At 60.2% G+C, this 24,837-nt stretch carries 24 protein-coding genes; 10 read left to right on the top strand and 14 right to left on the bottom strand.

Features of this window, described 5'->3' with window-relative positions:
• The 4 genes from AC1DYF_RS37725 to AC1DYF_RS37710 form a co-directional block, all read right to left on the bottom strand.
• On the bottom strand, positions 1 to 262 hold a 262-nt coding region (locus AC1DYF_RS37725), incomplete at its 3' end, for a HigA family addiction module antitoxin (RefSeq protein ID WP_477883721.1).
• Between the two features lie 8 nt (positions 263 to 270).
• The gene (locus AC1DYF_RS37720; protein WP_477883719.1) at positions 271 to 567 is read right to left on the bottom strand and encodes a type II toxin-antitoxin system RelE/ParE family toxin; all 297 of its coding nucleotides are present in this window, start codon (positions 565 to 567) and stop codon (positions 271 to 273) included.
• Between the two features lie 193 nt (positions 568 to 760).
• Positions 761 to 2,323, bottom strand: a complete 1,563-nt coding sequence (locus AC1DYF_RS37715) for a DHA2 family efflux MFS transporter permease subunit (protein ID WP_477883724.1) — start codon at positions 2,321 to 2,323, stop codon at positions 761 to 763.
• Between the two features lie 178 nt (positions 2,324 to 2,501).
• Positions 2,502 to 3,749 (bottom strand): HlyD family secretion protein, encoded by a 1,248-nt coding sequence (locus tag AC1DYF_RS37710; RefSeq protein WP_477883717.1) that lies wholly within the window; start codon positions 3,747 to 3,749, stop codon positions 2,502 to 2,504.
• Between the two features lie 155 nt (positions 3,750 to 3,904).
• On the opposite strand from AC1DYF_RS37710, the gene AC1DYF_RS37705 reads away from it, so the two are divergent.
• The 4 genes from AC1DYF_RS37705 (at position 3,905) to lysS (ending at position 8,643) form a co-directional block, all read left to right on the top strand.
• Entirely contained in the window at positions 3,905 to 4,588 is a 684-nt protein-coding gene (locus AC1DYF_RS37705; RefSeq protein WP_477883715.1) for a TetR/AcrR family transcriptional regulator, read from the top strand.
• Positions 4,589 to 4,685: 97 nt separating this feature from the next.
• Positions 4,686 to 5,252 (top strand): hypothetical protein, encoded by a 567-nt coding sequence (locus tag AC1DYF_RS37700; RefSeq protein ID WP_477883713.1) that lies wholly within the window; start codon positions 4,686 to 4,688, stop codon positions 5,250 to 5,252.
• 185 nt (positions 5,253 to 5,437) lie between these two features.
• The gene (gltX, locus tag AC1DYF_RS37695; RefSeq protein WP_477883711.1) at positions 5,438 to 6,895 is read left to right on the top strand and encodes a glutamate--tRNA ligase; all 1,458 of its coding nucleotides are present in this window, start codon (positions 5,438 to 5,440) and stop codon (positions 6,893 to 6,895) included.
• Between the two features lie 248 nt (positions 6,896 to 7,143).
• A complete protein-coding gene (gene lysS, locus AC1DYF_RS37690; RefSeq protein WP_477883709.1) occupies positions 7,144 to 8,643 on the top strand; it encodes a lysine--tRNA ligase in 1,500 nt (499 codons plus the stop codon).
• Between the two features lie 113 nt (positions 8,644 to 8,756).
• On the opposite strand, the gene AC1DYF_RS37685 is transcribed toward lysS, so the two are convergent.
• The 6 genes from AC1DYF_RS37685 to AC1DYF_RS37660 all read right to left on the bottom strand — a co-directional run bounded on the left by AC1DYF_RS37685 (position 8,757) and on the right by AC1DYF_RS37660 (position 14,819).
• Positions 8,757 to 9,167 carry a hypothetical protein gene (locus AC1DYF_RS37685; protein ID WP_477883707.1) on the bottom strand — a complete coding sequence of 137 codons (411 nt, stop codon included), beginning with the start codon at positions 9,165 to 9,167 and terminating at the stop codon, positions 8,757 to 8,759.
• Positions 9,143 to 9,460 carry an antibiotic biosynthesis monooxygenase family protein gene (locus AC1DYF_RS37680; protein WP_477883705.1) on the bottom strand — a complete coding sequence of 106 codons (318 nt, stop codon included), beginning with the start codon at positions 9,458 to 9,460 and terminating at the stop codon, positions 9,143 to 9,145. Before AC1DYF_RS37680 ends, AC1DYF_RS37685 begins: the two co-directional genes overlap by 25 nt.
• Positions 9,461 to 9,715: 255 nt before the next feature.
• Positions 9,716 to 10,681, bottom strand: a complete 966-nt coding sequence (locus AC1DYF_RS37675) for an AraC family transcriptional regulator (protein WP_477883703.1) — start codon at positions 10,679 to 10,681, stop codon at positions 9,716 to 9,718.
• A 162-nt stretch (positions 10,682 to 10,843) separates the two neighbouring features.
• Complete coding sequence (locus tag AC1DYF_RS37670) at positions 10,844 to 11,311, bottom strand: Rrf2 family transcriptional regulator (RefSeq protein WP_477883701.1); 468 nt, start codon at positions 11,309 to 11,311, stop codon at positions 10,844 to 10,846.
• Positions 11,312 to 11,435: 124 nt separating this feature from the next.
• On the bottom strand, positions 11,436 to 12,680 hold the full coding sequence (locus AC1DYF_RS37665; RefSeq protein ID WP_477883699.1) for an ABC transporter substrate-binding protein: 1,245 nt from the start codon (positions 12,678 to 12,680) through the stop codon (positions 11,436 to 11,438).
• Between the two features lie 63 nt (positions 12,681 to 12,743).
• The gene (locus AC1DYF_RS37660) at positions 12,744 to 14,819 is read right to left on the bottom strand and encodes a putative bifunctional diguanylate cyclase/phosphodiesterase (protein WP_477883697.1); all 2,076 of its coding nucleotides are present in this window, start codon (positions 14,817 to 14,819) and stop codon (positions 12,744 to 12,746) included.
• 806 nt (positions 14,820 to 15,625) lie between these two features.
• Here AC1DYF_RS37660 and AC1DYF_RS37655 point away from each other — a divergent pair.
• The 4 genes from AC1DYF_RS37655 to AC1DYF_RS37640 all read left to right on the top strand — a co-directional run bounded on the left by AC1DYF_RS37655 (position 15,626) and on the right by AC1DYF_RS37640 (position 19,983).
• Positions 15,626 to 17,578 carry a methyl-accepting chemotaxis protein gene (locus AC1DYF_RS37655; protein WP_477883695.1) on the top strand — a complete coding sequence of 651 codons (1,953 nt, stop codon included), beginning with the start codon at positions 15,626 to 15,628 and terminating at the stop codon, positions 17,576 to 17,578.
• 119 nt (positions 17,579 to 17,697) lie between these two features.
• Complete coding sequence (locus AC1DYF_RS37650) at positions 17,698 to 17,946, top strand: hypothetical protein (RefSeq protein WP_477883693.1); 249 nt, start codon at positions 17,698 to 17,700, stop codon at positions 17,944 to 17,946.
• 204 nt (positions 17,947 to 18,150) lie between these two features.
• Positions 18,151 to 18,909, top strand: a complete 759-nt coding sequence (locus AC1DYF_RS37645) for a histidine phosphatase family protein (RefSeq protein WP_477883691.1) — start codon at positions 18,151 to 18,153, stop codon at positions 18,907 to 18,909.
• 258 nt (positions 18,910 to 19,167) lie between these two features.
• On the top strand, positions 19,168 to 19,983 hold the full coding sequence (locus AC1DYF_RS37640; protein WP_477883689.1) for a class I SAM-dependent methyltransferase: 816 nt from the start codon (positions 19,168 to 19,170) through the stop codon (positions 19,981 to 19,983).
• A gap of 73 nt (positions 19,984 to 20,056) precedes the next feature.
• On the opposite strand, the gene AC1DYF_RS37635 is transcribed toward AC1DYF_RS37640, so the two are convergent.
• Positions 20,057 to 20,935, bottom strand: a complete 879-nt coding sequence (locus AC1DYF_RS37635; RefSeq protein ID WP_477883687.1) for an aldo/keto reductase family oxidoreductase — start codon at positions 20,933 to 20,935, stop codon at positions 20,057 to 20,059.
• A 117-nt stretch (positions 20,936 to 21,052) separates the two neighbouring features.
• Between AC1DYF_RS37635 and AC1DYF_RS37630 the strand changes: the two genes are divergently transcribed.
• On the top strand, positions 21,053 to 21,967 hold the full coding sequence (locus AC1DYF_RS37630) for a LysR family transcriptional regulator (RefSeq protein WP_477883685.1): 915 nt from the start codon (positions 21,053 to 21,055) through the stop codon (positions 21,965 to 21,967).
• A 20-nt stretch (positions 21,968 to 21,987) separates the two neighbouring features.
• On the opposite strand, the gene AC1DYF_RS37625 is transcribed toward AC1DYF_RS37630, so the two are convergent.
• Positions 21,988 to 22,137: a hypothetical protein gene (locus AC1DYF_RS37625; protein WP_477883683.1), complete on the bottom strand. Its 150-nt coding sequence runs from the start codon at positions 22,135 to 22,137 to the stop codon at positions 21,988 to 21,990.
• 119 nt (positions 22,138 to 22,256) lie between these two features.
• On the bottom strand, positions 22,257 to 23,159 hold the full coding sequence (locus AC1DYF_RS37620; RefSeq protein WP_477883681.1) for a cupin domain-containing protein: 903 nt from the start codon (positions 23,157 to 23,159) through the stop codon (positions 22,257 to 22,259).
• Between the two features lie 98 nt (positions 23,160 to 23,257).
• On the opposite strand from AC1DYF_RS37620, the gene AC1DYF_RS37615 reads away from it, so the two are divergent.
• Complete coding sequence (locus tag AC1DYF_RS37615; protein ID WP_477883679.1) at positions 23,258 to 23,998, top strand: SDR family oxidoreductase; 741 nt, start codon at positions 23,258 to 23,260, stop codon at positions 23,996 to 23,998.
• Positions 23,999 to 24,014: 16 nt separating this feature from the next.
• Here AC1DYF_RS37615 and AC1DYF_RS37610 read toward each other — a convergent pair.
• The coding region (locus AC1DYF_RS37610) for an aminotransferase-like domain-containing protein (protein WP_477883677.1) at positions 24,015 to 24,837 on the bottom strand (823 nt) is incomplete at its 5' end.

Raw genomic sequence — 24,837 nt, 5'->3', positions numbered from 1 at the left:
CCTTGGGGCTGTGCATGGCATCCCATAAGTCGCTGCGCCGCTGCACGTTGAGCCAAAAGTCCGGGCTGTTGCCAAACACGCGCGCCAAAATCAGCGCGGTTGCCGCCGTCACGTTACGCCGGTCGTTGCACAATTCGTTCACGTGCTTGCGTTGAACGCCCATTGCCTCGGCCAGCGCCGCCTGCGTCAGGTCAAGCGGCTGCATGAATTCTTCCGTCAAGATTTCGCCGATCGTCGCCGGCTTACGCTTGGTCATCAGCATCTGTCACCTCATCGATAGCTATGGTCGTCAAGATAGATCTCGGACGCCTCGCCACGGCTGCCATCCCATCGAAAGACCAGCCGCCATTGCTTGTTGACCCGGATTGAACACAGGCCATCGAGATTGCCGCGCAGTTTCTCGAAATGATTGCTGGGCGGCACACGCAAGTCCTGATCGGTCATCGCGTCGTCGATCATCTGGAGTTTGCGGAACAACCGGCTTTCGAGGTCGGCGGGAATGTTTCGGGAGTGGACATCCTCCACGAASAATGCATGTAACCATCCGTCCCGAAAGCCGACGATCATTCACGTCTCCAGTTTCGAGTGAATGTACCACTCTATAACTCATGCCGCAAGCGTGGGAATAATCGCGAGCGAAGGTCCTCGAGTTTCGCGTTCGAGCTTGGGAACGTTGATGGCCGACAACAAGCGCACGGTGGGAGGTCGTTACCGTGCGCTTGTCGTCAGCCGAAGTCTTGCTTGGATTGCGGCGGGTTCGTCAGTGCCCRCCGCCACCAGCTCCATTCGGCGGGGCCTTGGGCTTGCTCAACATCGCCGTCATCAGCACCAGCACGCCGAACAGGATGGTCAGCGCCATGAAGATATCCATGAAGGACAGGAGATAGGCCTGCCGGGTGACCATGCCGACCATTTTCTTGATCGCCACCTGGCTGCCGTCCATGCCGACACTGTTATAGGTTGCCGCCAGGTTGTTCATCATGGTGAGCGCGGCCGGGTTGGCGAAGTTCACATGTTCCGCCAGCCGCATGTAGTGCACGTCCGTCTGATGCGTCAGCATGGTGTTGATCGCCGCCAGCCCCACCGCGCCACCGAGATTGCGTGTCAGATTGAACAGGCCCGAGGCGGAGCGGATCTTGTCGAGTGGCAGCGTGCCCAGCGAGACGTTGTTGATCGGCACCATGGCCAGCATCAGCGAGCAGCCGCGCAGGATCTGCGGGATCAGCAGTTCCCAGAAATCCCAGTCGGCGTTGAGGTGGCTCATGATCCAGGTGCCAGTGGCAAAGCCGCCGAAGCCGATCGCCATCATCACGCGCAGGTCGAGCTTGTTGGAGAGGAAGCCCGCCAGCGGCGCAGTGAAGAACATTGCCAGGCCGGAGACGAACATGGTTTCGCCGATCATCAGCGAGTCGTAGCCGCGGATGCGCCCGAGATAGACCGGGTAGAGATAGGTCAGGCCATAGAGGCCGATGCCCATGACGAAGGAGAACACCGATCCGAAGGAAAAATTCCTGTTGGTGAAGGCGCGGAGATCGACGACGGGGAAGGGGATGGTAAACGCTCGCCAGAAGAAGATCACGCCGCCGACCGCCGAGGCAATGAAGGCAATGGTGATGTTATTGTCGTCGAACCAACCCTTGGTATTGCCCTCTTCGAGGAAATATTCCATCGAGCCGAGGAATACGGCCATCGAGGCGAGGCCCGTCCAGTCGAATTTCTTGAACAGGCTATATTCCGGCTTGTCGAAGTCGATCAGCGTCCAGGTGGCGACGGCGACGAAAATGCCCGGGAGAACGTTGACCAGGAACAGCCAGTGCCAGGAAAAGGCGTGGCTGAGATAGCCGCCGATCGTCGGGCCGATCGTCGGCGCCAGCGTCGCCACCAGGCCGATCATCGGCGAGACGACGGCGCGCTTGGACGGCGGGAAGATGGTGAAGGCGGCCGCAAACACCGACGGGATCATGCCACCGCCGATAAAGCCCTGGAAGGCGCGGTAGACGATCATCTGATCGATATTGGTGGCAGTGGAGCAGAGTATGCTGGCGAGCGTGAAGCCGGCCGCCGAGACCGAGAACAGCACCCGCGTCGAAAGAATCCGCGCCAGCGTGCCGGACAGCGGGATCATGATGACTTCCGCGATCAGGTAGGAGGTCTGGACCCAGGCGACCTCGTCGCTGGAGGCAGAGAGGCCCGCCTGGATCTCGGCGAGCGAGGCCGAAACGATCTGGATGTCGAGGATCGACATGAACATGCCGAAGACCATGGCAAAGAAGGCGAGCACGCGGCGCGTGGTCAGCTCGGGTATCGGCGGCGCCATCGGCATCGCGGGCCGGGCCGGAGCGGCGGGAGCCGAAGCGCGCGGAAGCTGGGTTACCTGATCGACTGTGGCTGTCGTGGCGGCCATGGCGGCCCTCCCTGCCGCAGCGGTCCCGCGGCCCAAACATGAGTTTGATCGAAGTTCGGCCGGCGGCCCCGTTACCAGAGCCGCCGCGCTTCAAGTCTTATTCGGCGTCTGCCAAATGCATCTTGCTGGCGTCGCCGGTGCGGGTGTCGATGGCGATGACCACGGAAAGGCCGGCGCGCAGCTTGCCGCTTTCAAGCGCATCCTTGGGGATGGCGATGCGGACCGGCACGCGCTGGATCACCTTGGTGAAGTTGCCCGTGGCATTTTCCGGCGGCAGCAGCGAGAAGACCGAGCCAGAGGCCGGTGCGATCGATTCGACCGTGCCGCGCAGCGGATGGCCGCTCAGCGCGTCGATCGTAATGTCGACTTCGGCGCCGGGCTTGATGCCTTCGAGTTGCGTTTCCTTGAAGTTCGCGTCGATATAGAGATCATCGACGGGAACAAGCGAGGCAAGGCGCTGGCCGGGCGAAACAAGGTCGCCATCCTGGACGGCGAAATTGCCGATCACGCCGTTGATCGGCGATTTGATGAGCGTAAAGGACAGGTCGCGTTCGGCCTTGTCCTTGGCAACCTGCAGCGACTTGATCTGGCTTTCGGCCTCGGCGCGCTGGGCGGTCACGACGGCGATATTGGCCTGGGCGGAGGCGATCGCCGAGTCGGCGCCGGCGAGGTTCGCCTTGGCCTGGTCTAACGCAACGCGAGCGTTGTCAAGATCCGCCCTTGTGCCGGCCTTCTTGGCGGCCAGGTCTTCCTGACGATCGAGCGTGATCTGGGTGCCGCGCAGCCAGGCTTCCAGAGAGGTCTTCTGTGCCTYGGCCTGGGTGACGGCGGATTTGGCGGCGGCGATCTGGGCGTCGAAGCGTTCGAGCGTCATCTTCTGGGTCTCGATGGCGGCCTCGGCTTGGTCGGCGGCAAGCTTGTAATCGCCATTGTCGAGCGTCACCAGCACATCGCCCTTGTGGACGCGCTGGTTGGCGACCACGTTGACCTTGGCGACATAGCCGGTCACCTTGGGTGCGATATTGGTTATATCGCCGCCGATATAGGCGTCGTCGGTGGAAACGAAGAACCGACCTGTGACCCAATAATCATGGCCGTAATAGGCGCCGGCGCCGATGGCAGCGAGTAAGATCACCGGCAGGATGAAGCGCCGCACGCCGCCCTTCTTCTTGGCGGGCTCGGCCGCAGCAGCCGGCGCCGCAGGCGCGGCAGCCGGTGCAGGGGCTGCCGCCGGTGCGGCCGGAGCGATCGGCTCCGCCGGCTTTTCCATCTTCGGCGCTTCGCTACCGGTGGGAACTTCATTGTTCTCTTCGACCGGACGCAGATTGGTGTTCGTGCTTGCCATACCGGCTACTCCCGCCTTCCACACAAAGAGTTCGAACCGGACAGTCAATCGAACCGAACGGTTCAGTTCGAGATTGACATAATCCGTTTTTTGTCCCATATCAAGAGGCAATCGAACCGATCGGTTCGAATAAAATGAATAAAAGGGAAATGGACATGAACGAGGTCCTTGGCAAGACCGATGCGGCGATTATGCCGCAGGCCGATACGCCGGCCGGGCGGCCCGCGGCGGGCGAAGATCCTGTCAAACGCGAGCAGATTCTCGATGGTGCGCTCAGAGTCTTCATGCAAGTGGGTTTTGACGCTGCCAGCATGAACGACATCACCCGCGAGGCCGGTGTCTCCAAGGGCACGCTTTACGTCTATTTCAAGAACAAGGAAGACCTGTTCTTCGCGATGATCGAGCGGCAGAAGCTGCGCATCTTCGGCCAATTGCAGGAGATCCTGGAAAAAAATCTGCCCGTCACCGAGACGCTGCATGATTTCGGCGTTCTCTTCGCGACCCATCTGCTCTCCGACAAGACCATCCGCGGCATGCGCACGGTGATCGGCGTGATCGACCGCATGCCCGGCCTTGCCGCCCAGTTCATGGTCGCCGGGCCGAACAGCGGACCGGTCATGCTCGCCAAATACCTGCAGCGGCAGGCGGAGCAGGGCAATCTCAAGGACATAGACGATGCGATGATGATCGGCCGCCAATTCGGCGATCTCTGTCTTGCCGGACTGTTCCGCCTGCGTTTGTTCGGCGAAATGAAGGAGGCGCCCACGGCAGAGCAAATCGAAAGGAACGTCGCGTCCGCCGTCAAGGTTTTTCTGAACACCTACGGAGCGGGGGGATAGAGGTTGAACGCCAGCCTCATTTCGGAATAGGTTGACTGCGCGATTGGCCGATCGGTCGGCCGATGAAATTTAGCAGGCGATCCCGGTCACGGTTCCGATGAGAAAGAGCTACATCTTCTATCTGCTTTCGTGGCTTTGGATCCTCTGGCCGCACTATCTTCAAGCCTGTGCTATCCCTGTCAGCCAGATGCGCTGGGACGCCTATGGCTATGCCGACGCCGTGCTGCGAGCAAAAGTCGTCGGTTACTACCGTGATAGAACAGGCAATAAAGCTTATTTTGATTTTGCAGTACTTCGTCGTCTCGACGGCTCGCCTATGAACAATGACGTCGTTTTTCGCCGCGTGTCCTGGGAAACTCCGGGTGGACAACCTCCGCCATCAGAGTGGAAGCAGAAGGACGTGATCATTGGCCTCTACTTCCTGCTGAATAACCAGGGCAGTCTTGAGATTCATCTGCTCGACGCTGCTTGTGGGCAGTCGTATATTCTGGATGACACGCAGCAAAATCGACGTCTGGTGCAGTCCACCATCGACTTGGTTCATCAGCAGAGGAATCTGGAGCGTCGGAAGTTATCGAAGGGGGTTACGCAAGAGCAGGGCACGGCGATCGAATTGGAGATCGACAGGATTCAAGTCCGCCGATGTGAGATGGGTATCTGCTGACAGGATACCGGTCTTCACTTTTGGGCGCCTTTCAAAAGTTTTCCTGGGAGCGAAGCCTTCGTCGCCTCTTCGACGTTTTCCTTGACGCGCAATCCTGAATATGGCCTAAGGCTCGCCCAAACGAGGTGGCCAGCGTTTTCGCGCTTTCCGGCCGCCATCCGCCATTWCCGCATGGGTCCTATCAAATGACAGCTTCCGGCGTTCGCGTCCGTATCGCTCCTTCCCCCACCGGCGAGCCGCATGTCGGCACCGCTTATATCGCGCTGTTCAACTATCTGTTCGCCAAGAAACATGGCGGCGAATTCATCCTGCGTATCGAGGATACAGATGCGACGCGCTCGACGCCGGAATTCGAGCAGAAGGTGCTCGACGCGCTGAAATGGACGGGGCTGAAATGGTCTGAGGGCCCCGATATCGGCGGCCCCTACGGTCCCTATCGCCAGTCTGACCGCAAGGACATGTACCAGCCCTATGGCCGGGAACTGCTGGACAAGGGCCATGCCTTCCGCTGCTTCTGCACGCCCGAGCGGCTGGAGCAGATGCGCGAGGCGCAGCGTGCCGCCGGCAAGCCGCCGAAATATGACGGGCTCTGCCTGTCACTGACTGCTGAGGAAGTCACCTCGAAGATGGCCGCCGGCGAGAGCTCGGTGATCCGGATGAAGATCCCGGCCGAAGGCTCGTGCGATTTCCACGATGGCGTCTATGGCGACGTGTCGATCCCGTGGGATAGCGTCGACATGCAGGTGCTGATCAAGGGCGACGGCATGCCGACCTATCACATGGCAAATGTCATCGACGACCATCTGATGAAGATCACCCATGTGGCGCGCGGCGAGGAATGGCTGGCCTCGGTGCCGAAGCACATCCTGCTTTACCGGTATTTCGGCTGGGACCAGCCGGTGTTCATGCATCTCAGCCTGATGCGCAATGCCGACAAATCAAAACTCTCCAAGCGCAAGAACCCGACCTCGATCAGCTACTATTCCGCGCTCGGCTACCTGCCGGAAGCGCTGATGAATTTTCTGGGCCTGTTCTTCATCCAGATCGCCGAGGGAGAGGAAATGCTCTCCATGGACGAGTTGGCGGAAAAATTCGATCCGGACAACCTTTCCAAAGCCGGCGCGATCTTCGACATCGCCAAGCTCGACTGGCTGAACGGCCGCTGGATCCGCGAGAAGCTGACGCCGGAGGATTTCATCGCCCGTGTGCTGGAATGGGCGTCGGAGAATTCGCGCCTGACCGAGGGCCTGAAACTGTCGCAATCGCGCGTGACGCGGCTCGGCGAACTGCCGCCGCTCGCCGGCTTCCTGTTGTCCTCCGATGTCGGCCTAACGCCCGCCTCGTTTGCCGGCGTCAAGACGTCGCCGGCCGAAACGTTCGAGATCATCAACACGGTGCAGGCCGATCTCGAAAAGATCCTCGAATGGAATGTCGAGACGATCGAGGCAGAGCTGCGCGCCATTTCCGACCGGATGGGCAAGAAGCTGCGCGTCGTCACGCCGCCGCTGTTTATAGCGGTGTCCGGCAGCCAGCGCTCGCTGCCGCTGTTTGATTCCATGGCACTGCTTGGCCGCTCGGTGGTGCGCCAGCGGCTCAAACAGGCGGCCGCGGTGGTGGCCTCGATGGTCGGAAGCGGAAATTAGCAGTTGGAATATGGCTGTCGGGAACGGCAGCGCTGGAATAACCCCCTCTGCCCTGCCGGGCATCTCCCCCTCAAGGGGGAGATCGACCAGAGGCTCGTTCGTTGCCCCAAGCAAAGATGGAGTGCTCAGTATTCGACGGTAGCGAGTGGACGGTGAGAGTGCCCCATTCAATCTCCCCCCTTGAGGGGGAGATGCCCGGCAGGGCAGAGGGGGGTGACCACAACGACAGCCCTTTAAGGCGAGAGACGATGAACGACACAAAGACGACCGAAACCGCCCTTTCCTCCGATGCCGCCGAAGTGCGAGCGCAGAAGCTGAAGCTGTTGCGCGAGAAGATCGGCGACGTCTATCCGGCGCATTTCCATCGCACGATCACCAATGCCGACCTGGCCGAGAAGTACAAGGACCTGGCGCCGGACACCGAGACGCAGGACGTCGTCACCGTTGCCGGCCGCGTCTATTCCTCGCGCAATTCCGGCATGTTCATGGATATCCATGACGCGTCGGGCAAGATCCAGATTTTTTCGCACAAGGACGTGACCCCGGAAGCCGCGCGCGACATGCTGGCGATGATCGATATCGGCGACATTATCGGCGTCACCGGCACGGTGCGGCGCACCAAGCGCGGCGAGCTGTCGATCAACGCCAAAGAGATCACCATGCTGACCAAGACGCTGCTGCCGATGCCGGAAAAGTGGCACGGCGTCTCCGATATCGAGATCCGTTATCGCAAGCGCCATCTCGACATCATGACCAATGAGGATTCCAAGCTGCGCTTCCTGCAGCGCAGCCGGATCATTTCCGGTATCCGCCGTTTCATGGAGAAGGACGGTTTCCTCGAAGTCGAGACACCGATGCTGCATTCGGTCTATGGCGGCGCCACCGCCGAACCGTTCAAGACGCATCACAATACGCTGAAACTCGACATGTTCCTGCGCATCGCGCCGGAACTGTACCTCAAGCGCACGCTGGTCTCAGGCCTCACCGACAAGGTCTTCGAGATCAACCGCAATTTCCGCAACGAAGGCGTCTCCACCCGGCACAATCCGGAATTCACCATGATGGAGTGCTACTGGGCCTATGCCGACTACGAGGACATCATGGACCTCGTCGAGCGCATGTTCGCCGAACTGGCAATGGCGATCCACGGTTCGACCGAGTTCAAGTACGGTGAAACGGAGATTTCCTTCAAGGGTCCGTTCAAGCGGGTGCCGATGCCCGATGCCGTCAAGGAAGTCACCGGCATCGATTTCCTCGCCATCAAGACCGACGAAGAGGCCCGTGCGGCTGCCAAGGCCGCCGGCTTCGAGGTCGAGAAGGACTGGACCTGGGGCGAATGCCTGGCCTTCATCTTCGAAGAGAAGGTCGAGGGCACGCTGATCCAGCCGAGCCATGTGACGCATTTCCCCAAGGACATCTCGCCCTTCGCCAAGGAAGTGCCGGGCGAGCCGCGCCTCGTCGAACGCTTCGAGACCTATTGCAATGCCTGGGAAGTCGGCAATGCCTTCTCCGAGCTCAACGATCCCGAAGAGCAGCGCCGGCGCATGGTCGAGCAGCTCGAACAGGCCCATGCCCGCGGCGAGAAGCAGAAGGAACTCGACGAGGAGTTTCTCGACGCCATGGACCAGGGCATGCCCCCGGCCGGTGGCCTCGGCATCGGCGTCGACCGGCTGATCATGATCCTCACCAACGCGCCGTCGATCCGCGACGTGATCCTGTTTCCGGCGCGGCGCAGCAAGGCGGATTGATCACGCGTTTTTGCTGGTATCTCGAAACGAAAGGCGGCCTCGACGGTCGCCTTTTATTTTGGCCGCCAGGCTGACAGGATGATAGAAGGGATCATCAGCCAACCGCGAGCCCTTCAATGCGACGAAAAGCGGAACTCATTGTGACAGGCAAGGGCTTCACGGTGCTTGCAAAATCCCGTGGCGATTACATCCCGTTCGATCAGATCAATGCGGTCGCTGTTTACAAATGGGATTTGATTACAGTGGACTTGATCTGTTGCGATATCTTCATTGTCTCCGAAGGCAAAGAGTTGTTCTGGACCGTCCACGAAGAGCTTCCCGGCTTCAACGAACTGATGGCTGAGCTGCAAAAGCTTCCCGGCTTCAGGCAGGATTGGTTCCAGGTCGTCGTTCAGCCGGCTTTTGTCGAAAATCGAACCGTGGTCTTCGAGCGCACTGCGAATGTCGCGTGAGGCGCGAACATCTATGACAAAGGCGGCCCCTCGACCGCCCCCAAAAGTCATTTCTCCAGCGTAAAGACGCATTCGTAGAGCCCCGGATGCGCCTCGCCGTATTTCCGGTTGCCCTCGATCATGCCTTTGGCGCTGAGATGATGGAAGACGCGGGCTGCCGCGTCCATATCGCGGCTCTGGGCGTAGTTGACGACGCGGGTGCCGTCGAGGCTCCTGTGCAGGCTGGCCGAGAGCCAGCCGTCCACCTCGCTTGCGGCCTTCGCCGCTTCGCCGAGATAGGCGAGCAGCGCTTCCTGCCCGCCGTCGGGCACGGTGAAGACGTTGATCTGGGTGATGATGCCGCTGTTGGCGCGGATGATGGGCATTTCGTTCTCCTTCGTTGGAAGGCATTTGCCCGGCGGAGAACGCGAAAAGACAGTCGCGCCAAGCCGCCGGGCAGATGCCGGTTGCTTGCCGCGGGTCCGCCCGGAGGCGGTACGGAGCTTCCATGGAGGAAGGGAACGGGCTTACCGATGCCGCTCCGGGTCCTTTTCGACAGGAGAAAGAATATCGGAGGTGGCAGAGCATCGCAAGTCGATCCGCCACCGATATGGGGCCGGAGCGGGCCTATCGTGCTCGGATCATATATTGCTCGCATGCCGTCTGGTGTCCGACGGGTTCTCCCCATAGACCGTCCGATAGGCGGCAGAAAAGCGCCCGAAGTGGAAGAAACCCCATTTGAGGCAGATGTCCTTGACGGAGGACCGGTTCGATGGGTCGAGCAGATCGCGGCGTACTGCACGCAAGCGAATGCTTCTGAGATAGGCGGCCGGTGTCATTTCTCTGAACGTTCGAAATCCCATTTCGAGCGCCCGGACGGAAACCCCGGCGGCCTTGGCCACCATGGGCATGGTGATGGGTTTTTCGATATTGGCATGCATGAAATCGATCGCGTGGCGGACATGCCGAGGTGCAATCGAAACGGCCTGTTTCGCCAGGAGATGGGAAAACCGGTGAGGGACGGTTCGGATGACCACATCGATCAGCACCTGGGTCAGATGCGACATGGCGAGCGACGAGCGAAGCAATGGTCCATTGTTGCGCATGCCGTGAGCGATGGTTCGCACGATGTTGTCGAAGAGCAGACCCGCCGGAGAAGCCAGATCCACCATCGGCGACAAATCCAGCGATCCCGAGAACGGCGTTTCGAGGATCGCAGATGCGGTCTGCACGACCGTTGCCCAATCGATGCGGATGATCTCCGATAGGTGTGACGAGCCGCGGACGACGACGCGCTCGGCTTGATGGTTGTGGGTCAGCAACAGCTTTCCAGGGGAGACATCATGCGTGGACCCGCCGATCTTCACATCGAAACCGCCAATGTGTGGCATCAGAACGGACAGCCATTCGGGCGACTCGGCAACCGCCTTGAGGTGCCATTCGGCCTGAAACTCGTTGGTCAGCAATGTCAGGGTATCATCGGTCCAAAGGCCGGTCTTCCAGGCGAAATTGGGCGCCGCGGCGATGGGCGATGCTTCGAATGGCCCGAACTGCCGGGAAAAGGTTTCAAGCATGTCATCGAATGTCGAGCCATGAAAGMGTGGCATGAATTCAAACGCCGACATGTCCGACATGATCAAACGAACCCGGCTGAAATCAGGTGCATTCAGAACCGCAAAAAATGGCTTCACGACTGCATGACGACATGCCATAAAATGCAGAAATCATAATATATACCGCAACTTAAAAGATATTTTTATCTATATCTGTTACACACAGGAAGTAAACGGGCCGATGCGGTTTTCCACCGCTCCAGGCTGTTTTTTCCGGAGCCGAAATCTCGGACGCCATGTCGGCGATTGTCGTTTCAAGAGCTGCGCCTGCATGGCTTTCTCCACCTCCTCCAGCCGTTTCTGCAGGGCGGTGCGGATTTTTTCGCCTACCGGACACGGAGGTTTCGTCAATGGATGCAATGCGAAGACCGTTGCAGCTTCGTCGATTGAGCGGTGGGCATCGAGCAGGGTGATCTCGGTACTTGGCTTTGCCAACAATGCACCGCCGCCGGTGCCCATCTGCGATTTTGTCAGCCCCGCCTTCGCCAGCTGCGACAGCAGGCGGCGGATGTGTGCGGGATTCGTCTTGACGCTCGATGCGATCGCGCCGGCTGCCACCGGCTGCCCGTTCTGCGTCTGCAGGAAGACGAGGATATGCGTCGCGACGGTGAAACGGGTATTCATGAGGGAGGAGGCCTTGGAGACATGGCTAATACAGTTACACCCGCTCCGCACGGCAAGACGCCGTGCTCGACCATTCCCCCAAACTGGAGCATGTCGCATCTGACCCTGGGGATCGTAACGTCGCCTATCGCTGCATCAAGACATCGTAGAGCCGCTTCTGCGCTTGCTTTGAGGATATTTTCCGATCATTGAAGAAATCTCCCACCACGCCGATCCAGCCTTCGGACATCTGGCTCGGCATCGCCTGGGATTGGGCGCTCACCTCACCCTTCTTCGCTCTGAGCATCTTCAATCCAAACTGGCCGCAGCGGTCGAGGTCGCTCGGGTCGACGTCGGTCCGGACAGGAAGCGATCCTTTGAGCCGGCTGAAAGCGACCTGGTTGTCCGGGTTGAGGATCATGCGGGCGAAGGCACGCTGAGCTTCCGTCGTACCGTCCCGATTGGTAACCGGAAAGGCGAAGGCATCGATCACCATGAAATAGGCGATCGACGTGCCGGGAACGAGCATGCAGTCGAAGTCCTTGTCGACCTGATATTTGCGTACCCCAAGTTCGCCCTTCGCCCAGTCGCCCATGAACTGCATGCCTGCCTCGCCAGCGCCGACAGCCCTCGTCGCATCGGCCCAGGTTTTTTTCTTTCGCGCTTCCAGGGGCTCGACATAGTTCGACAAGCGCGCAAGCATGTCGAGCGCCTCGATCATGCGCGGGTCCTGGACCAGGGCTGCGTCACCGCCCATGAGGCGAGCATAACCCTCGGGTCCGAATTTCTGATAGATGATGTCATTGAATATCAGAGACACCTCCCATCGCGCGCCGCCAAGAGCGATCGGAACATGACCGGCAGCCTTGATCTTCTCGGCGATGGTGAAAATATCCTCCCATGATTGGGGCAGGGTCACACCGGCATCCCGAAAGACCTTCTTGCTCGTCCAGAGCCAGTTTTCCGCATGAATATTGGTCGGCGCGAAATAGACCTTGCCCTTGTAGGATATCCGGTCGAGGACCGTTGCCGGCATGACATCGCGCCAGTGATCCGCCTGCGCGACGTCATCGATATCCTGGACGATTCCCATTTCCGGCAGTTCACGCGAGCCCTCATTCGCGTTCCACTGCATCACCGCCGGCGGATAGCCATTGGCGATGCGGTCGCTCACGATGCGCTGAACGGCAACCTTGTTTTCGGCGGGCATGTCAGCCCATTCATTGCCGGCGGCCTTCCAGGCTTTGCGAAATACATCGAGAGCGGCAGACTCGCTCTCCGATACCCAGAAATGCACCACATCCACCGACATTCCGCCGGCGAGCGCGGGTGCTGGTGCGCTTGCAGTGGCCAGCGCCACCGCAAGCCACATCCGCATCATTCTCTTCATTCGCTGTCCCCCTTCGTTCATAAGTCTCATTGCTCCCCCGAGCACGCAATTGCCTGCACGCAGTCAGCCGGCGACCTGCTTCATTGGTCGGGATGGCCGGCGCCTTCCCGGAGCAGCGATGGCCAGGCGTTCGACAGCGGCTGACGCGGGTTCAGGCCTGGCATAAAAATAGCCCTGGCCGATGTCGCAGCCGGCACTGAGAAGGAAATCGCGCTGCGTCTCATTTTCGATACCTTCGGCAACACAACGTTTGCCCAGGTTGCGTGCGAGATCGATCATCGCCCGTACGATCTGCTCGGAACGCAGGTCATCGCCGAGATCCTTGACGAAGCTGCGGTCGATCTTCAGCTCATCGAACGGAAAGTCCCGCAAATGTACCAGGGACGCAAAGCCGGTGCCGAAATCATCCAGGGAGACCGACATGCCGCGTTGCCGGAACCGTGTAATCGTCTCCAGTATCTGATCGGCGCCGCGATTGAGAAAAACGTCTTCCGTGACTTCGACGGCAAAATCGCGCCATTCCAGCCGATTGGCCCCAACAGCCGCGGCAATGAGATCGTAGCCGTCCCCGCCGACCAGCAGCACTTCGGGAAGGTTGATCGCCACGGAGCCCGGGCGCAGCCCCGCGGCTTTCCACTCCCTGAGATCGCGGGCGACGATGTTGACGACTGAGCGTGTCATGCTGCGAATGAGATGCGACCCTTCCATAAGCGGCAGGAAGCGACCTGGCGGCAGAATGCCGAGCCGGGGATGATGCCAGCGCACCAGCGCCTCGAAGCCGAGATGTTCTCCTGTCTGGAGATTGATCTTTTGCTGGTAATAAACTAGGTATTCGTTGCGGTCGGCAGCGAAGGCAAGGGCAGCCGCGAGCTGGTTCTCTTCCAGACGCTGTGCAAGCGATGCTTCGTCGAAGATCACCGCCGTATTGCGCTTGGCCTTTGCCGCATAGAGCGCGAGATCTGCGATGCGCATCAGGGTTGGTTCGTCTGCGGCGTGTTCGGGGACCACTGCTCCGCCAATGCTGGCTGAAACCGGCAAAAGCCGGCCTTCGAAATAGCAGTCCGTCGCGATTGCCGTTACCGCGCGTTTGGAAAGCGCCTCCAGCGCCGTCGCGTCGACAAGGCCGGGCACCAGGATTGCGAATTCGTCGCCGCCGAGCCTTGCCACGATATCGGTGGCACGACAGGTACCCTGCAGCATGCGGGCAACGTGACGGAGAACGGCATCCCCCGCCGGATGGCCGAAACTGTCATTGATGCCTTTGAAATGGTCGAGGTCGACCAGCAGCATCGAGAAGCCTGCACCGGTCTGTTCAACTGCATTGAAAAGCGCGCCCAGCGCGTCATTGAAGGCGGAGCGATTGCTGAGGTCGGTGAGCACATCGGTATGCGCCTGATGGGTCAGCTTGGTTTCGAAATCGATTGTCAGCCGATGCTCGTTGCGAAGCTTCTTCAAGAGCGGCATGAACAGAACCGCGGTCGCCAGAATGAGTGCGGCGGCAGTCAGGCCGAGAAGAACCGCACTGATCAGGCGCGCATGATCTATGCTGCCGTCGCTACGGGCATGCGCACTCTCGATCAGCGCGCCGAACTGGCGCATCATCACGCTGTCCGAGGAGACGGCGAAATCGATCGGTCCCCAGAAGGAATAGCGCTGGCGCCGGTCTTCCAGACTTGCCGACACCACCCGCTCTGCCCGGTCGAGAAAAGCGTCGAGGCGTCCGGCAAGGTCGAGACGCATCTTTTCCGACGCCACATCCCGCGGATTGAGCTTTTCGAGAAGATTTCGTTCTATTGCGTCGTGCAGTTCGTTCAACCGTCCGGTCATGGCGCGGATGTCGCTGATCGCCTTGCGAACATCCTCCACCATCGGCTTGACGATATATCCGGGCATGTCCGCATCGGCTGAAGCGCGCATGACCGCGCGCGTCTGGTTGGAAAGCTGTTGAAACCGGATGAACTGACGCTCCGTCAGATAGCTGATATCCTGCTGCAGCGAATGGCGATCGAGCGCGATTTCGACGGTCTGGTAGGTGGCGCCGATCAACCCGGTCATCACGACAACGGCGGTGATATAGTGGCGCCCGATGGAGCGGATATATCCCTCCACAGACGGGTGAGGCTTTCCGGATGACGGCATTTCATCTCCCGCATAGCCCGTTCGCCATAGACGCGTCCAAATGCCAGGCATGGGGGAGGCCTTGCTGCGAGCAGGCAAGGGTAGCTTCATGGCGATCCTCCTGATCGCAATGGCGGCCGGTCGGTCATCCGTCCGGTCGAGTTCTCAGTGGAAGGGCCGCACAAGTCATTCGGGCGGAATTTGCGGGCCTGGCAACGTCGTCGATGGATGACGGTCAATGCAGCAAGCGCTGACCAATTAGCCAATGCGAAACTTAATAAAATGCTGCGTCCGGCATCATATTCTGCCTTATTTTCGCAAAAATGATCAAATCTCGTAAAGTGGATATCGACGTTTGACGAAACTCAATTTCGTTATTTCTAATATTATAATCAAGTACTTGATAAAATTGCAGTCTAAATATCCGTATTTCCCCCTCTCGTCCGAAATTTACCTACATTTATTCATTATGGATTTGCTTATATATTGTCGGATGAATCTCTTTTCCATGCCGCCACAGGTCAAACCTTGAAATCCGTATCCATTTTCTGCGCTACCTATCCTGATCGCGCAATCGTTTGCGCAACCTTGCAAAACTAAACTTTTTATTAGTTTTTACAGGATGTTTGTCGACTAAAGCCGCGGCTGAAAAGCACCCTTCTTCGAGATCGAAGACAGTGCCGAATGCGGTCGAGGCATGGAGAGATCGAATGAAATCGCTCCCTCATCATGACGGCCAGCAGAGCATGAAGACTTCCAGCTGCCGGAACGCGGGATTTCGAACAATGCTCAAAAGCCTCTTCTCTCGGATAAGCACGAAATTGGCCATGCTCTCCGGCCTGGGCATTTTTCTTGTGGCGGCGATGCTCCTTGCGGCCTGGCATGGTGCTCAGCTGGTCAGCGAACGTTCGACCTACCAGAGGGATATGCTGATCGTGTCGCGCGATCTGGTCGATGCCAAGGCATCGTTGCGCGGCATGCAAATCGGAGTCCGCGATCTGCGTCTTGCCACGTCCGAAGAGGACATTGCTTCAGCCAATGACTACATCGCTGCACGCCATCACTCTGTGATCAAATATTTGAACGATGCGCTGGATGAATTGCGGCTGCAGGAGAACAAGGATCGAGTCATTCGGCTGAAAACCCTGGCGGAAAATTATTTCGCTACGGCCGGCGACATGGGCAAGGTGGTGAAGATCAAGATTCACCCCAATGCTGGCGATCCGCCCGTTGCCGCAACGGAGAAGGAGGTCCAGGCGAAACTGCTGGCGATTGCCGGCGAGGTATCGAAGCTGATCGACGAAGGCGTGGACGCGGCGAAGGCAATGGCGCTCGAGGCTCAGCAAGAAGCGGAGGACGCGTCCGCTCTGGCAATTCATGTCAATCTCGGCATCGGCATCGTGACTATCCTGACGCTGATGGCCGCCGCTGTTTTCGGTCACCGTTCGATCGCAAGGCCGATTGGCGAGATCACCGCGACCATGAATATCCTTGCCAAGGACAAGCTCGATACGAACATCCCCTTTGCCACCAGGAGCGACGAAATCGGCGAGATAGCCCGCGCCGTCGAGGTGTTCAAGCAGAACAGCATCGAGGTCAGGGACCTCGATGCGGCAGGTACGACGAAGCGGCTGAAGGTCATCGAAATGCAGGAGAATCTCGACGCCGTCATTGCTGCCGCTGCTGCGGGTGACTTTTCACGCCGCGCGTCGGAGGATTTTGGCTATCCGGACCTCAATCGCATCACTGTCGGTCTCAACGCACTGATCGTCTCGGTCGATCGTGGTGTCTCCGAGACGCACCGTGTCGTTGCGGCGCTGTCCGAGGGCGATCTGACCAGAGGCATGACGGGCGAGTTCCAAGGCGCCTTTGGTGAACTTAAGGACAACGTCAATCAGACGATGGCCAACCTGCGCTCCGTGCTGGGTGAGGTGCGGACGGCGACCGACATGATCAATGGCGGTGAGATGAGGATCGCCTCCGGCGATCTGTCGAAACGCACCGAGCAGCAGGCGGCTTCGCTGGAAGAAACCTCCGCGGCTCTGGAAGAGATCAGCGTCGCCGTGACGAGTTCCACCGCACGAGCGCTGGAGGCGAGCCGCATGGTAGACGAGGCGCGCAGGAGCACGGAGCAGTCGAGTGCCGTCGTCAAGGATGCGGTGGCGGCGATGGGCAAGATCGAGAAGGCTTCCGGCGAAATCAGTCAGATCATCAGCGTCATCGATGAAATCGCCTTCCAGACCAACCTCTTGGCGCTCAATGCCGGCGTCGAGGCGGCGCGCGCCGGCGAAGCCGGCAAGGGGTTTGCTGTCGTCGCTCAGGAAGTGCGCGAACTGGCACAGCGATCCGCCAATGCCGCAAAGGACATCAAGGGACTGATCAATCGTTCCGGAGAGGCAGTGACCTCTGGTGTCAGGCTGGTGATGGCCACCGGCGAGACGCTGGACCAGATTCAGGGCCATGTGATCACAATCAACGAGCATGTTCATTCCATCGCCACTGCGGCACGGGAGCAGTCGACCGGACTTGGCGAGGTCAGCACCGCTGTCAACCAAATGGATCAGGTGACGCAGCAGAACGCGGCAATGGTGGAGGAATCGACTGCGGCGACGAGCCGGCTGGCAGACGAGGCCGCCACTCTCGCCAGGCTGGTCGCCCGCTTCCGGCTCGACGCCGCTCAAGCCGCACCGCGCCCGGCGACCAGCGGAAGCAGGCATGTGGCTTCACCGGCCCACGAACTTGCCCGAAAACTGGCCGGGGCCTTTGGCGGAAGGGGCTGAATTGGCACCCACGCGCATGGCATGCAGAAAGGGGAGCATTCCCAGAAGGACCGCTCGCGCACATCGAGTGATCCAAAACGCGTTCATCTTAAACTTCGGTACCCAAACTGGATAGGGTTATGTCAAATATCGTCTCGTTCCCTCACTCCATCCCAACAAGCGTGGATAGCATTTCTCAAGAATTCATGGCGGCCGGGTCAATTGAACTTGATGCGCGCAACATGGAACTTCTGCGTAAAATGCTGGACAAGTTACATATGGAAATCCAACAGCTGAAGCGGGAGCTTGTTGACGGCGCAGCTTCGGCGGGAAAATCCGAGGCAGGGCCATGCCAGGGGACTGCATCGCCATTCATCTCACCTGGTTAGATTCGAGGAAGAGATGCTCTAGCGATGACCGAGATTGATGATCTGGAAGAATTCGGTTGGTCGCGGGTGTCGTCGTTGATCGATCATCTCGTTGAGACTCCCGCAATCTGGGGCGCTGGCCGGCGAATCGAACGAACGGGTTGCCCGCAGCTTTGCCGGCGTTCATGATCGAGCTGTTGCAAACCAGACAGTCCGGAACCTTCGATGCGTATCTTCCTCGTTCGTCACGGTGAATCCCTCGGTAACCTCGACGAACAAGCCTATCGGCAATTCGGTGATCACAATGTGCCGCTCACGCAGTTTGGCTATCGGCAGGCATTGGAAGCCGGCCGGGCGATCGCATCCTATTTGAATGCGCCGCAGCGCCCGGGTTTCCGCAAACTCCGCATCTGGTATTCGCCCTATCTCAGGACCAGGCAGACCAGGGATGCCTTGCTCGAAGTCCTGCCCAGTGAGTCTGTGGGCGCGGTTCATGAGGACTATCTGCTGCGCGAGCAGGATTTCGGCCTGTTCACCGAGATTTACGATCAGGCCGAGCAGAAGCAAAAATTTCCCGACGAATTCGAGAAATGGGCCAGGCTGCGCAACAATAGCGGAAAATTCTACGCCAGGCCTCCCGACGGCGAAAGCCGGGCGGATGTGGCGCAACGGATGCGTCTGTTTCTCCAGACGATCATGCATGATATCGGAAGCGGCAACGACGATGTGGTGATCGTCGGCCATGGCGTCACCAACCGAGCCTTTGAAATGAGCTTCCTTCACTATCCCGTGGAGTGGTTCGAGCGCTCGGGCAATCCCGGCAATGCCGATGTCACATTGGTGGAGGGGACGCATGCACAAGGCTACACATCCGCCTTGCTGCATCATGGGGTGGATCGTCAGCCCGGGCAGCAGGATGAATTGCGGGAGGCCTATGGCGCGGAGTTGAAAATCGTCTCTCCGCCGGACAGTCTGGCGCGCTGACGCGGCCGAGCCGTCACACGAACATCGCCAATCCTGTCTATCGACTGCATCGCTGAAACTTTGCCACATTGAAAGAGCTGCGCTTCTTTGGCAGAAAAGACCCGCCTTACGCAGCATCATCGATATCCCGCATCGCCCTGTTTTAGGTCCTGTTCACCCAACTCCTTCGAATGGTCAGGCTCCTTCAAGAGGGGTGGGCCGTCTTCGGCGTAGAGAGGTAGCGGCAATGCGGCCAAGGAGATACAAGGACATGACCCGATGAACGACCTGTCTGTGGAAAGCTCCGAGACGCTCACTCTCAAAATACCGCCGTTGCAGCCGGATCGATTTCAGTCTGCCGCGGCCTTCTACGAGAGAGGCCGCGTGCGCTATGCCGATGCGCTGATTCAGCGCGTCGCGCAGGTCGCCGGCTTGCAGCCGGGAGACCGCGTGCTCGATCTGGGCTGTGGTCCGGCGATCCTGTCCCGCCGTTTTGCCGCGCTTGGCTGCGATGTCGTGGCGATGGACCCGTCGACGGATATGCTGGATGCCGGGCGGGAAATGGCAGGCGATATGCCGGGGATCACCTTCGTGCAGGGGAGTTCCTACGATCTCGATCCGGCTATGGGCTCGTTCCAGCTGGTCGTCATGGGGCGGTCCTTTCACTGGATGGACCGCATGGACACGCTCAACCGGCTCGATGGGATGATTGTACCGACCGGCGCCGTTGCGCTGTTTCATGATTCCGCCCCTGATATTCCCGCCAATGCCTGGCGCAAGCGCTGGGAGGAGGTTCGCGAGGGTTTCGAGGCCAATTCCGGGCCGCATGCGCGCGGCGACGATTGGGTCCGGCATGAGGCGGTGCTGATCAATTCGGTGTTTTGCCGTCTGGAGCGGTTCGGTGTCATCGAGCGGCGAGACATCGATGTCGAGACGCTGGTCGAGCGGACGCTCTCCATGTCCTCCACTTCGCCGTCGCATATGGGCGACAAGACCGCCGCGCTGGTCGAGGAAATCCGGTCCGAATTTTCCGGGATACGGGAAGAAGTGGTGGAGACCGAGGCCTTGGTGGCGTGGCGGTCTGACAGTCGCTGAGGACCGTTGCGCAAGGTCCGAAGTCCTGCGGGAGACGCGGGGCGGAATTGCCGCCCGCGTCTCCCGTCCATCGTCAAGCCGCTTTGCTGGCGGCAATGCCATCGAGTTCCGCCATCGTCTCGGCAGAAAGCGAGATGTCGGCCGTGGCGAGGTTTTCCCGGAGATGGGCGCGCGACGAGGTGCCTGGGATCAGCAGGATATTCGGCGCACGCTTCAACAGCCAGGCAAGCGCTATCTGCATCGGCGTCGCGCCGAGGCGAGCGGCGACATCTGATAGCGTCGAGGACTGCAACGGCGAGAAGCCGCCGAGCGGGAAGAAGGGAACATAAGCTGTGCCCTTCGCTGCCAACTGATCGACCAGCGCATCGTCGCTGCGATTGGCGAGATTGTACTGGTTCTGGACGCAGACGATGTCGGTGATCTTGCGGCCGTCCTCGATCTGCTTCGCCGTGACATTGGAGAGGCCGATATGCTTGATCAGGCCCTGATGATGCAGCTCGGCGAGCGCCGAAAGCGGCGCCTCGAGCGATCCCTCCGCCGGCCCATGGACGCTGAACATGGCGCGCAAGTTGACCACTTCCATCACGTCGAGGCCGAGATTCCTGAGATTGTCGTGGATCGCCTGCGTCAACTCCTCCTTCGAGAAGGCAGTGTTCCAGGAGGCGTCGGCGCCGCGCCGTGCGCCGACCTTGGTGACGATCACAAGGTTGTCCCTGTAGGGATGAAGGGCCTCCCTGATGATCTCATTGGTGACATGCGGGCCGTAGAAATCGCTGGTGTCGATGTGGTTGACGCCGCTTTCCACGGCCTCGCGCAACACCGCCACGGCTTCGGCGCGATCTTTGGGCGGTCCGAAGACGCCTTTGCCGGCAAGCTGCATTGCGCCATAGCCAAGCCGGTTGACCATGCGGTCGCCGAGCTCATAAGTTCCGGATTTTTCAACATTGGACATGATCTGGTCTCCGATTGAAAGACAGGAATGCAGATAGGCCTTCCTCAGTATGGTGATAACTGACTATAATCCGGACGGCCTGTCCGGGATTCCGGACAATGTTGAAGGGGATGGGGCATGAAGCCAGGAAAGTTGGAGATGGGGGATGTCAATGCCTTCCTGGCCGTGGCGCGTGCCGGCGGTTTTCGCGAGGCGGCACGGGCAAACGACATGAGTTCATCGGCGCTGAGTGACGCGGTCCGACGGCTTGAAACTGAGCTTGGCGTTCGGCTCTTCAACCGCACGACGCGCAGCGTGGTGCCGACGGAAGCTGGCCGCGGATTGATGCAGCGGCTCGGCCCTGCCTTCGGTGAGATCGACGCTGCGCTCGACTTCGTCAGGGGCTTCCGCGACCGTGCGGCCGGCACGCTCAAGCTCAATGTCCCCGTCAGCGCGGCGCGGCTGGTGCTGCCGCGCATCGTGCCGCCTTTTCTTGCTGCCTATCCCGACATAAGGCTGGAAATCGCCACCGACGAAAGTTTCGTCGACATCATTGCCGCCGGCTTCGATGCCGGCATCCGCTACGAGGAACGGCTGGAGCAGGACATGATCGCCGTGCCGATCGGTCCACGTGTCCAGCAGTTCGCCACCGCCGCCTCGCCTGCCTATCTGGCAGCGCGTGGACGGCCTGAGCATCCGCGCGACCTCCTGGCACATGCCTGCATCCGCGGCCGGTTCGCCAGCGGCGCCATCATCGAATGGGAGTTCGAACGCGACGGCGACGTGGTGAAGATCGACCCGCCCGGCCCGCTGATGGTGGAAGCCGGCGGCGCCACGGAGTTGGGGATCGCGGCGGCGATTGCCGGAACAGGCGTCATCAAGCTGTTCGAGGATTGGCTGAGGCCGCATTTCGAAAGCGGCGCGCTCGAACCGGTGCTGGAGCCCTGGTGGCAAAGCTTTTCCGGACCCTTCCTCTACTATCCCGGCCGCCGGCTGGTGCCTGCGCCGCTCCGCGCTTTCATCGATTTCGCCAAGGCGATGTCCGGGGCGTGAGCGGCCGCTTGCCGGTCGGGTCAGTGGTGCTTGAAATACTGCACCTCGCGCTCGTGTTTCTCGGCGTCCTCGCGCGATTTGAATGTGCCGAGATTTCTGCGCTTGTGGGTCTTCGGATCGATCTTGCGCGAATAGAGACGGTATTCACCGGATTTCAGCTTGCGGATCATGGCGGCCTCCTCATTTCTGTCGGTAGAATTCGACAAGGTCCGGTTGGTTCCTCCAAGCGTGCGGACGACATTCGGCGAGATAGGGCGAGGGCTTTACTGACAATCCGAGCACAGTCGGCTTATCGTTCCGCCGTCTCGCGCGCATAGTGCGTCGGCGGCAATCCGACGAAGCGCGTGAACGCAACGCTGAATGCACTTGCGGAGCCATATCCGACACGTTCGGCAATTTCCTTCACACCAGTCCTGCCGCGAAGCAGCAGGTTTTTCGCCAGTGCCATGCGCCATGACAGCAGGTATTCCATGGGCGCTATACCCACCGCGCGTCGGAAGCGATCGAAGAATGCGGACCGGGAAAGAGCGGCCGCCTGCGCCAATTGCTCCACCGTCCAGTCATGTGTCGGCTTCTCGTGCATCAGGCGAATCGCGGCCGCCAGGCGCTCGTCGGCAAGGCCGCGCAGAAGACCAGGGGAGGTCGACGTCCCGGCAGTGGAGCGTAGCGCCTCGACAAGCAGAACCTCCATAAGGCGTGTCAGGATCGCCTCCCGCGCCGGCCGCTCGGAGCGGGCCTCGTCCCCCAGCAGCTTGACGATCATGCCGAGCCGTCTTTCACCACGCACATGGATGAGTTTCGGCAGCAGCGACACGAGCAGGGCCGCATCGGGCGAGCCGAAAACGAAGTGGCCAACCAGCAGCCGGACATTGATCGGAGCATCAGGATCGCCGAGCCTCACCTCACCGGGAAGATGGGTAATGGAGAGCGGATTTCTACCGTCCGCTGTCGGCGCGAGGCTCGACATCACGAAGCCATGGACCGCCGGGATCAGGACGAAATCGCCTTCGCCAAGCTCGATTGGTTCCTGCCCGTCGATGGCGAGGCGGGACGAGCCTTCGAGAATGGCGCAGTAAAAGGGCTGCCCGGCGTCCTGGCGCTCGACACGCCATGCGCCAGCGCCGCTGACCATCTTTGAGAAGGCAGCGCTGGGCTGGAGCAATGTCACCACTTCGGCAAACGGATCGACCATTTCAAGACTCTTGCGAATGCTAACTGGACTTTCGATTATAGCAAGTCCGGCCCGCGAGATCTAGATTCCAATCCGTACACAGCACAGAAGGAACTGCCATGAAAACCGTCCTCATCACCGGTTGCTCGTCCGGATTCGGCGCCGACACCGCCAGATATTTCCTCGAACGGAATTGGAAGGTCGTTGCGACGATGCGTGACCCCCGCGAGGATGTCCTGCCTCGCTCCGAGCATCTGAAGATCATCCCGCTCGACGTCACCGATCCCCAGAGCATTCACACCGCCGTCGAGGCCGCGGGGCCGGTCGACGTCATCGTCAACAATGCCGGGATCGGCTGGCTGAATGCGCTCGAGGGCACATCGATGGATGTCACCCGTGACCTGTTCGAAACCAATACGCTCGGTACGATGGCCATGACCCAGGCAGTGCTGCCGCAGTTCCGGGAACGGAAGGCCGGCGTCGTCATCAACGTCACGTCGAGCGTCACCTTGAAGCCGCTGCCGCTGCTTTCCGTCTATACCGCCAGCAAGGCGGCGGTGAACGCCTTCACCGAAGTGCTGGCGCTGGAGCTGGAACCGTTCGGTGTCCGCGCGCACATCGTATTGCCCGGCCGGTCGCCCGAGACCCGGTTCGGGGAAAATGCGCGCTCCCGCATGCAGGGCGGCTTTCCGGAGCCCTATGGCGATCTGGTGCAGCGTGTGTTTGCAGGATGGGAGCAGGATCCGTCCCCGCTCACGCGATCGATCGACGTGGCAGAGGCCGTCTGGCGGGCGGCGACCGATCCGTCATCGCCGATGCGCATTCCGGCCGGTGCCGATGCCGTGGCTTTGGCCGGGTGATTGCCGCGCGCATGAATTAAGCCGACCGCTTGGCGCCCAGCGCCCGGTCCAGCGACTGGAAAATCCTCTTGTCGCTGGATTGGGCCACATTGAAGCGCAAAAAACCGCTGGCGGTCTGCGACAGGCTGAAGGCGTTGCCGGGGGCGAGCACGATGTCGTCGGCGAGGCAGGCGCGGGCGATGTCGGCGGCGTCGATGCCATCCGGCAGCCGCGCCCAGACGAAGATGCCGGCCGACGGTTTCAGCCAGGGTATGATGCCGAGTTTTTCAAGCCGTGCGATCGTCTCGCCCATGGCGTCAGTGAGGCGTGTACGCAGCGCCTCGACATGCCTGCGGTAGCTGCCGTCGCGTAGCGTCATGGTCAGCATGTCCTGCGCCAGCCGGCCGCCGCTGAAAGTGGTGGCGATGCGCAGATCGACGAGCGCCTCGATCCAATCCGGGCGGGCGGCGATGAAGCCGGTACGCACCGAGGCTGACAGCGTTTTCGAGAAGCTGCCGATATGGACGACGCTGCTCAACCCATCGAGGGCTGCAAGCCGCGGGGCGCGCGACGTCTCGAAATCGGAGAAAATATCGTCCTCGATGATCGTCAGGCCGGACTGGTCGGCGAGTTTCAGCAGGCGGTGGGCGGTCACCGTCGAAAGCGTCGCGCCGGTCGGATTGTGCAGCGCCGAGTTGGTGATGTAGAGGCGCGGCTTGTGCGCAGCAAGCGCTTCGGCAAACCGGTCGAGATCAGGCCCCGACGGCGTGAAGGGAATGCCGACGACATGGGCGCGGTGGGCACGCAGCAGGGCGTGGAAATTGAAATAGCAGGGGTCGTCGACCAGCACGGTCTGGCCC

The organism is Rhizobium sp. P2_G9, from assembly GCF_056403475.1.
This window is presented reverse-complemented; position numbering and strand designations above follow the sequence as displayed.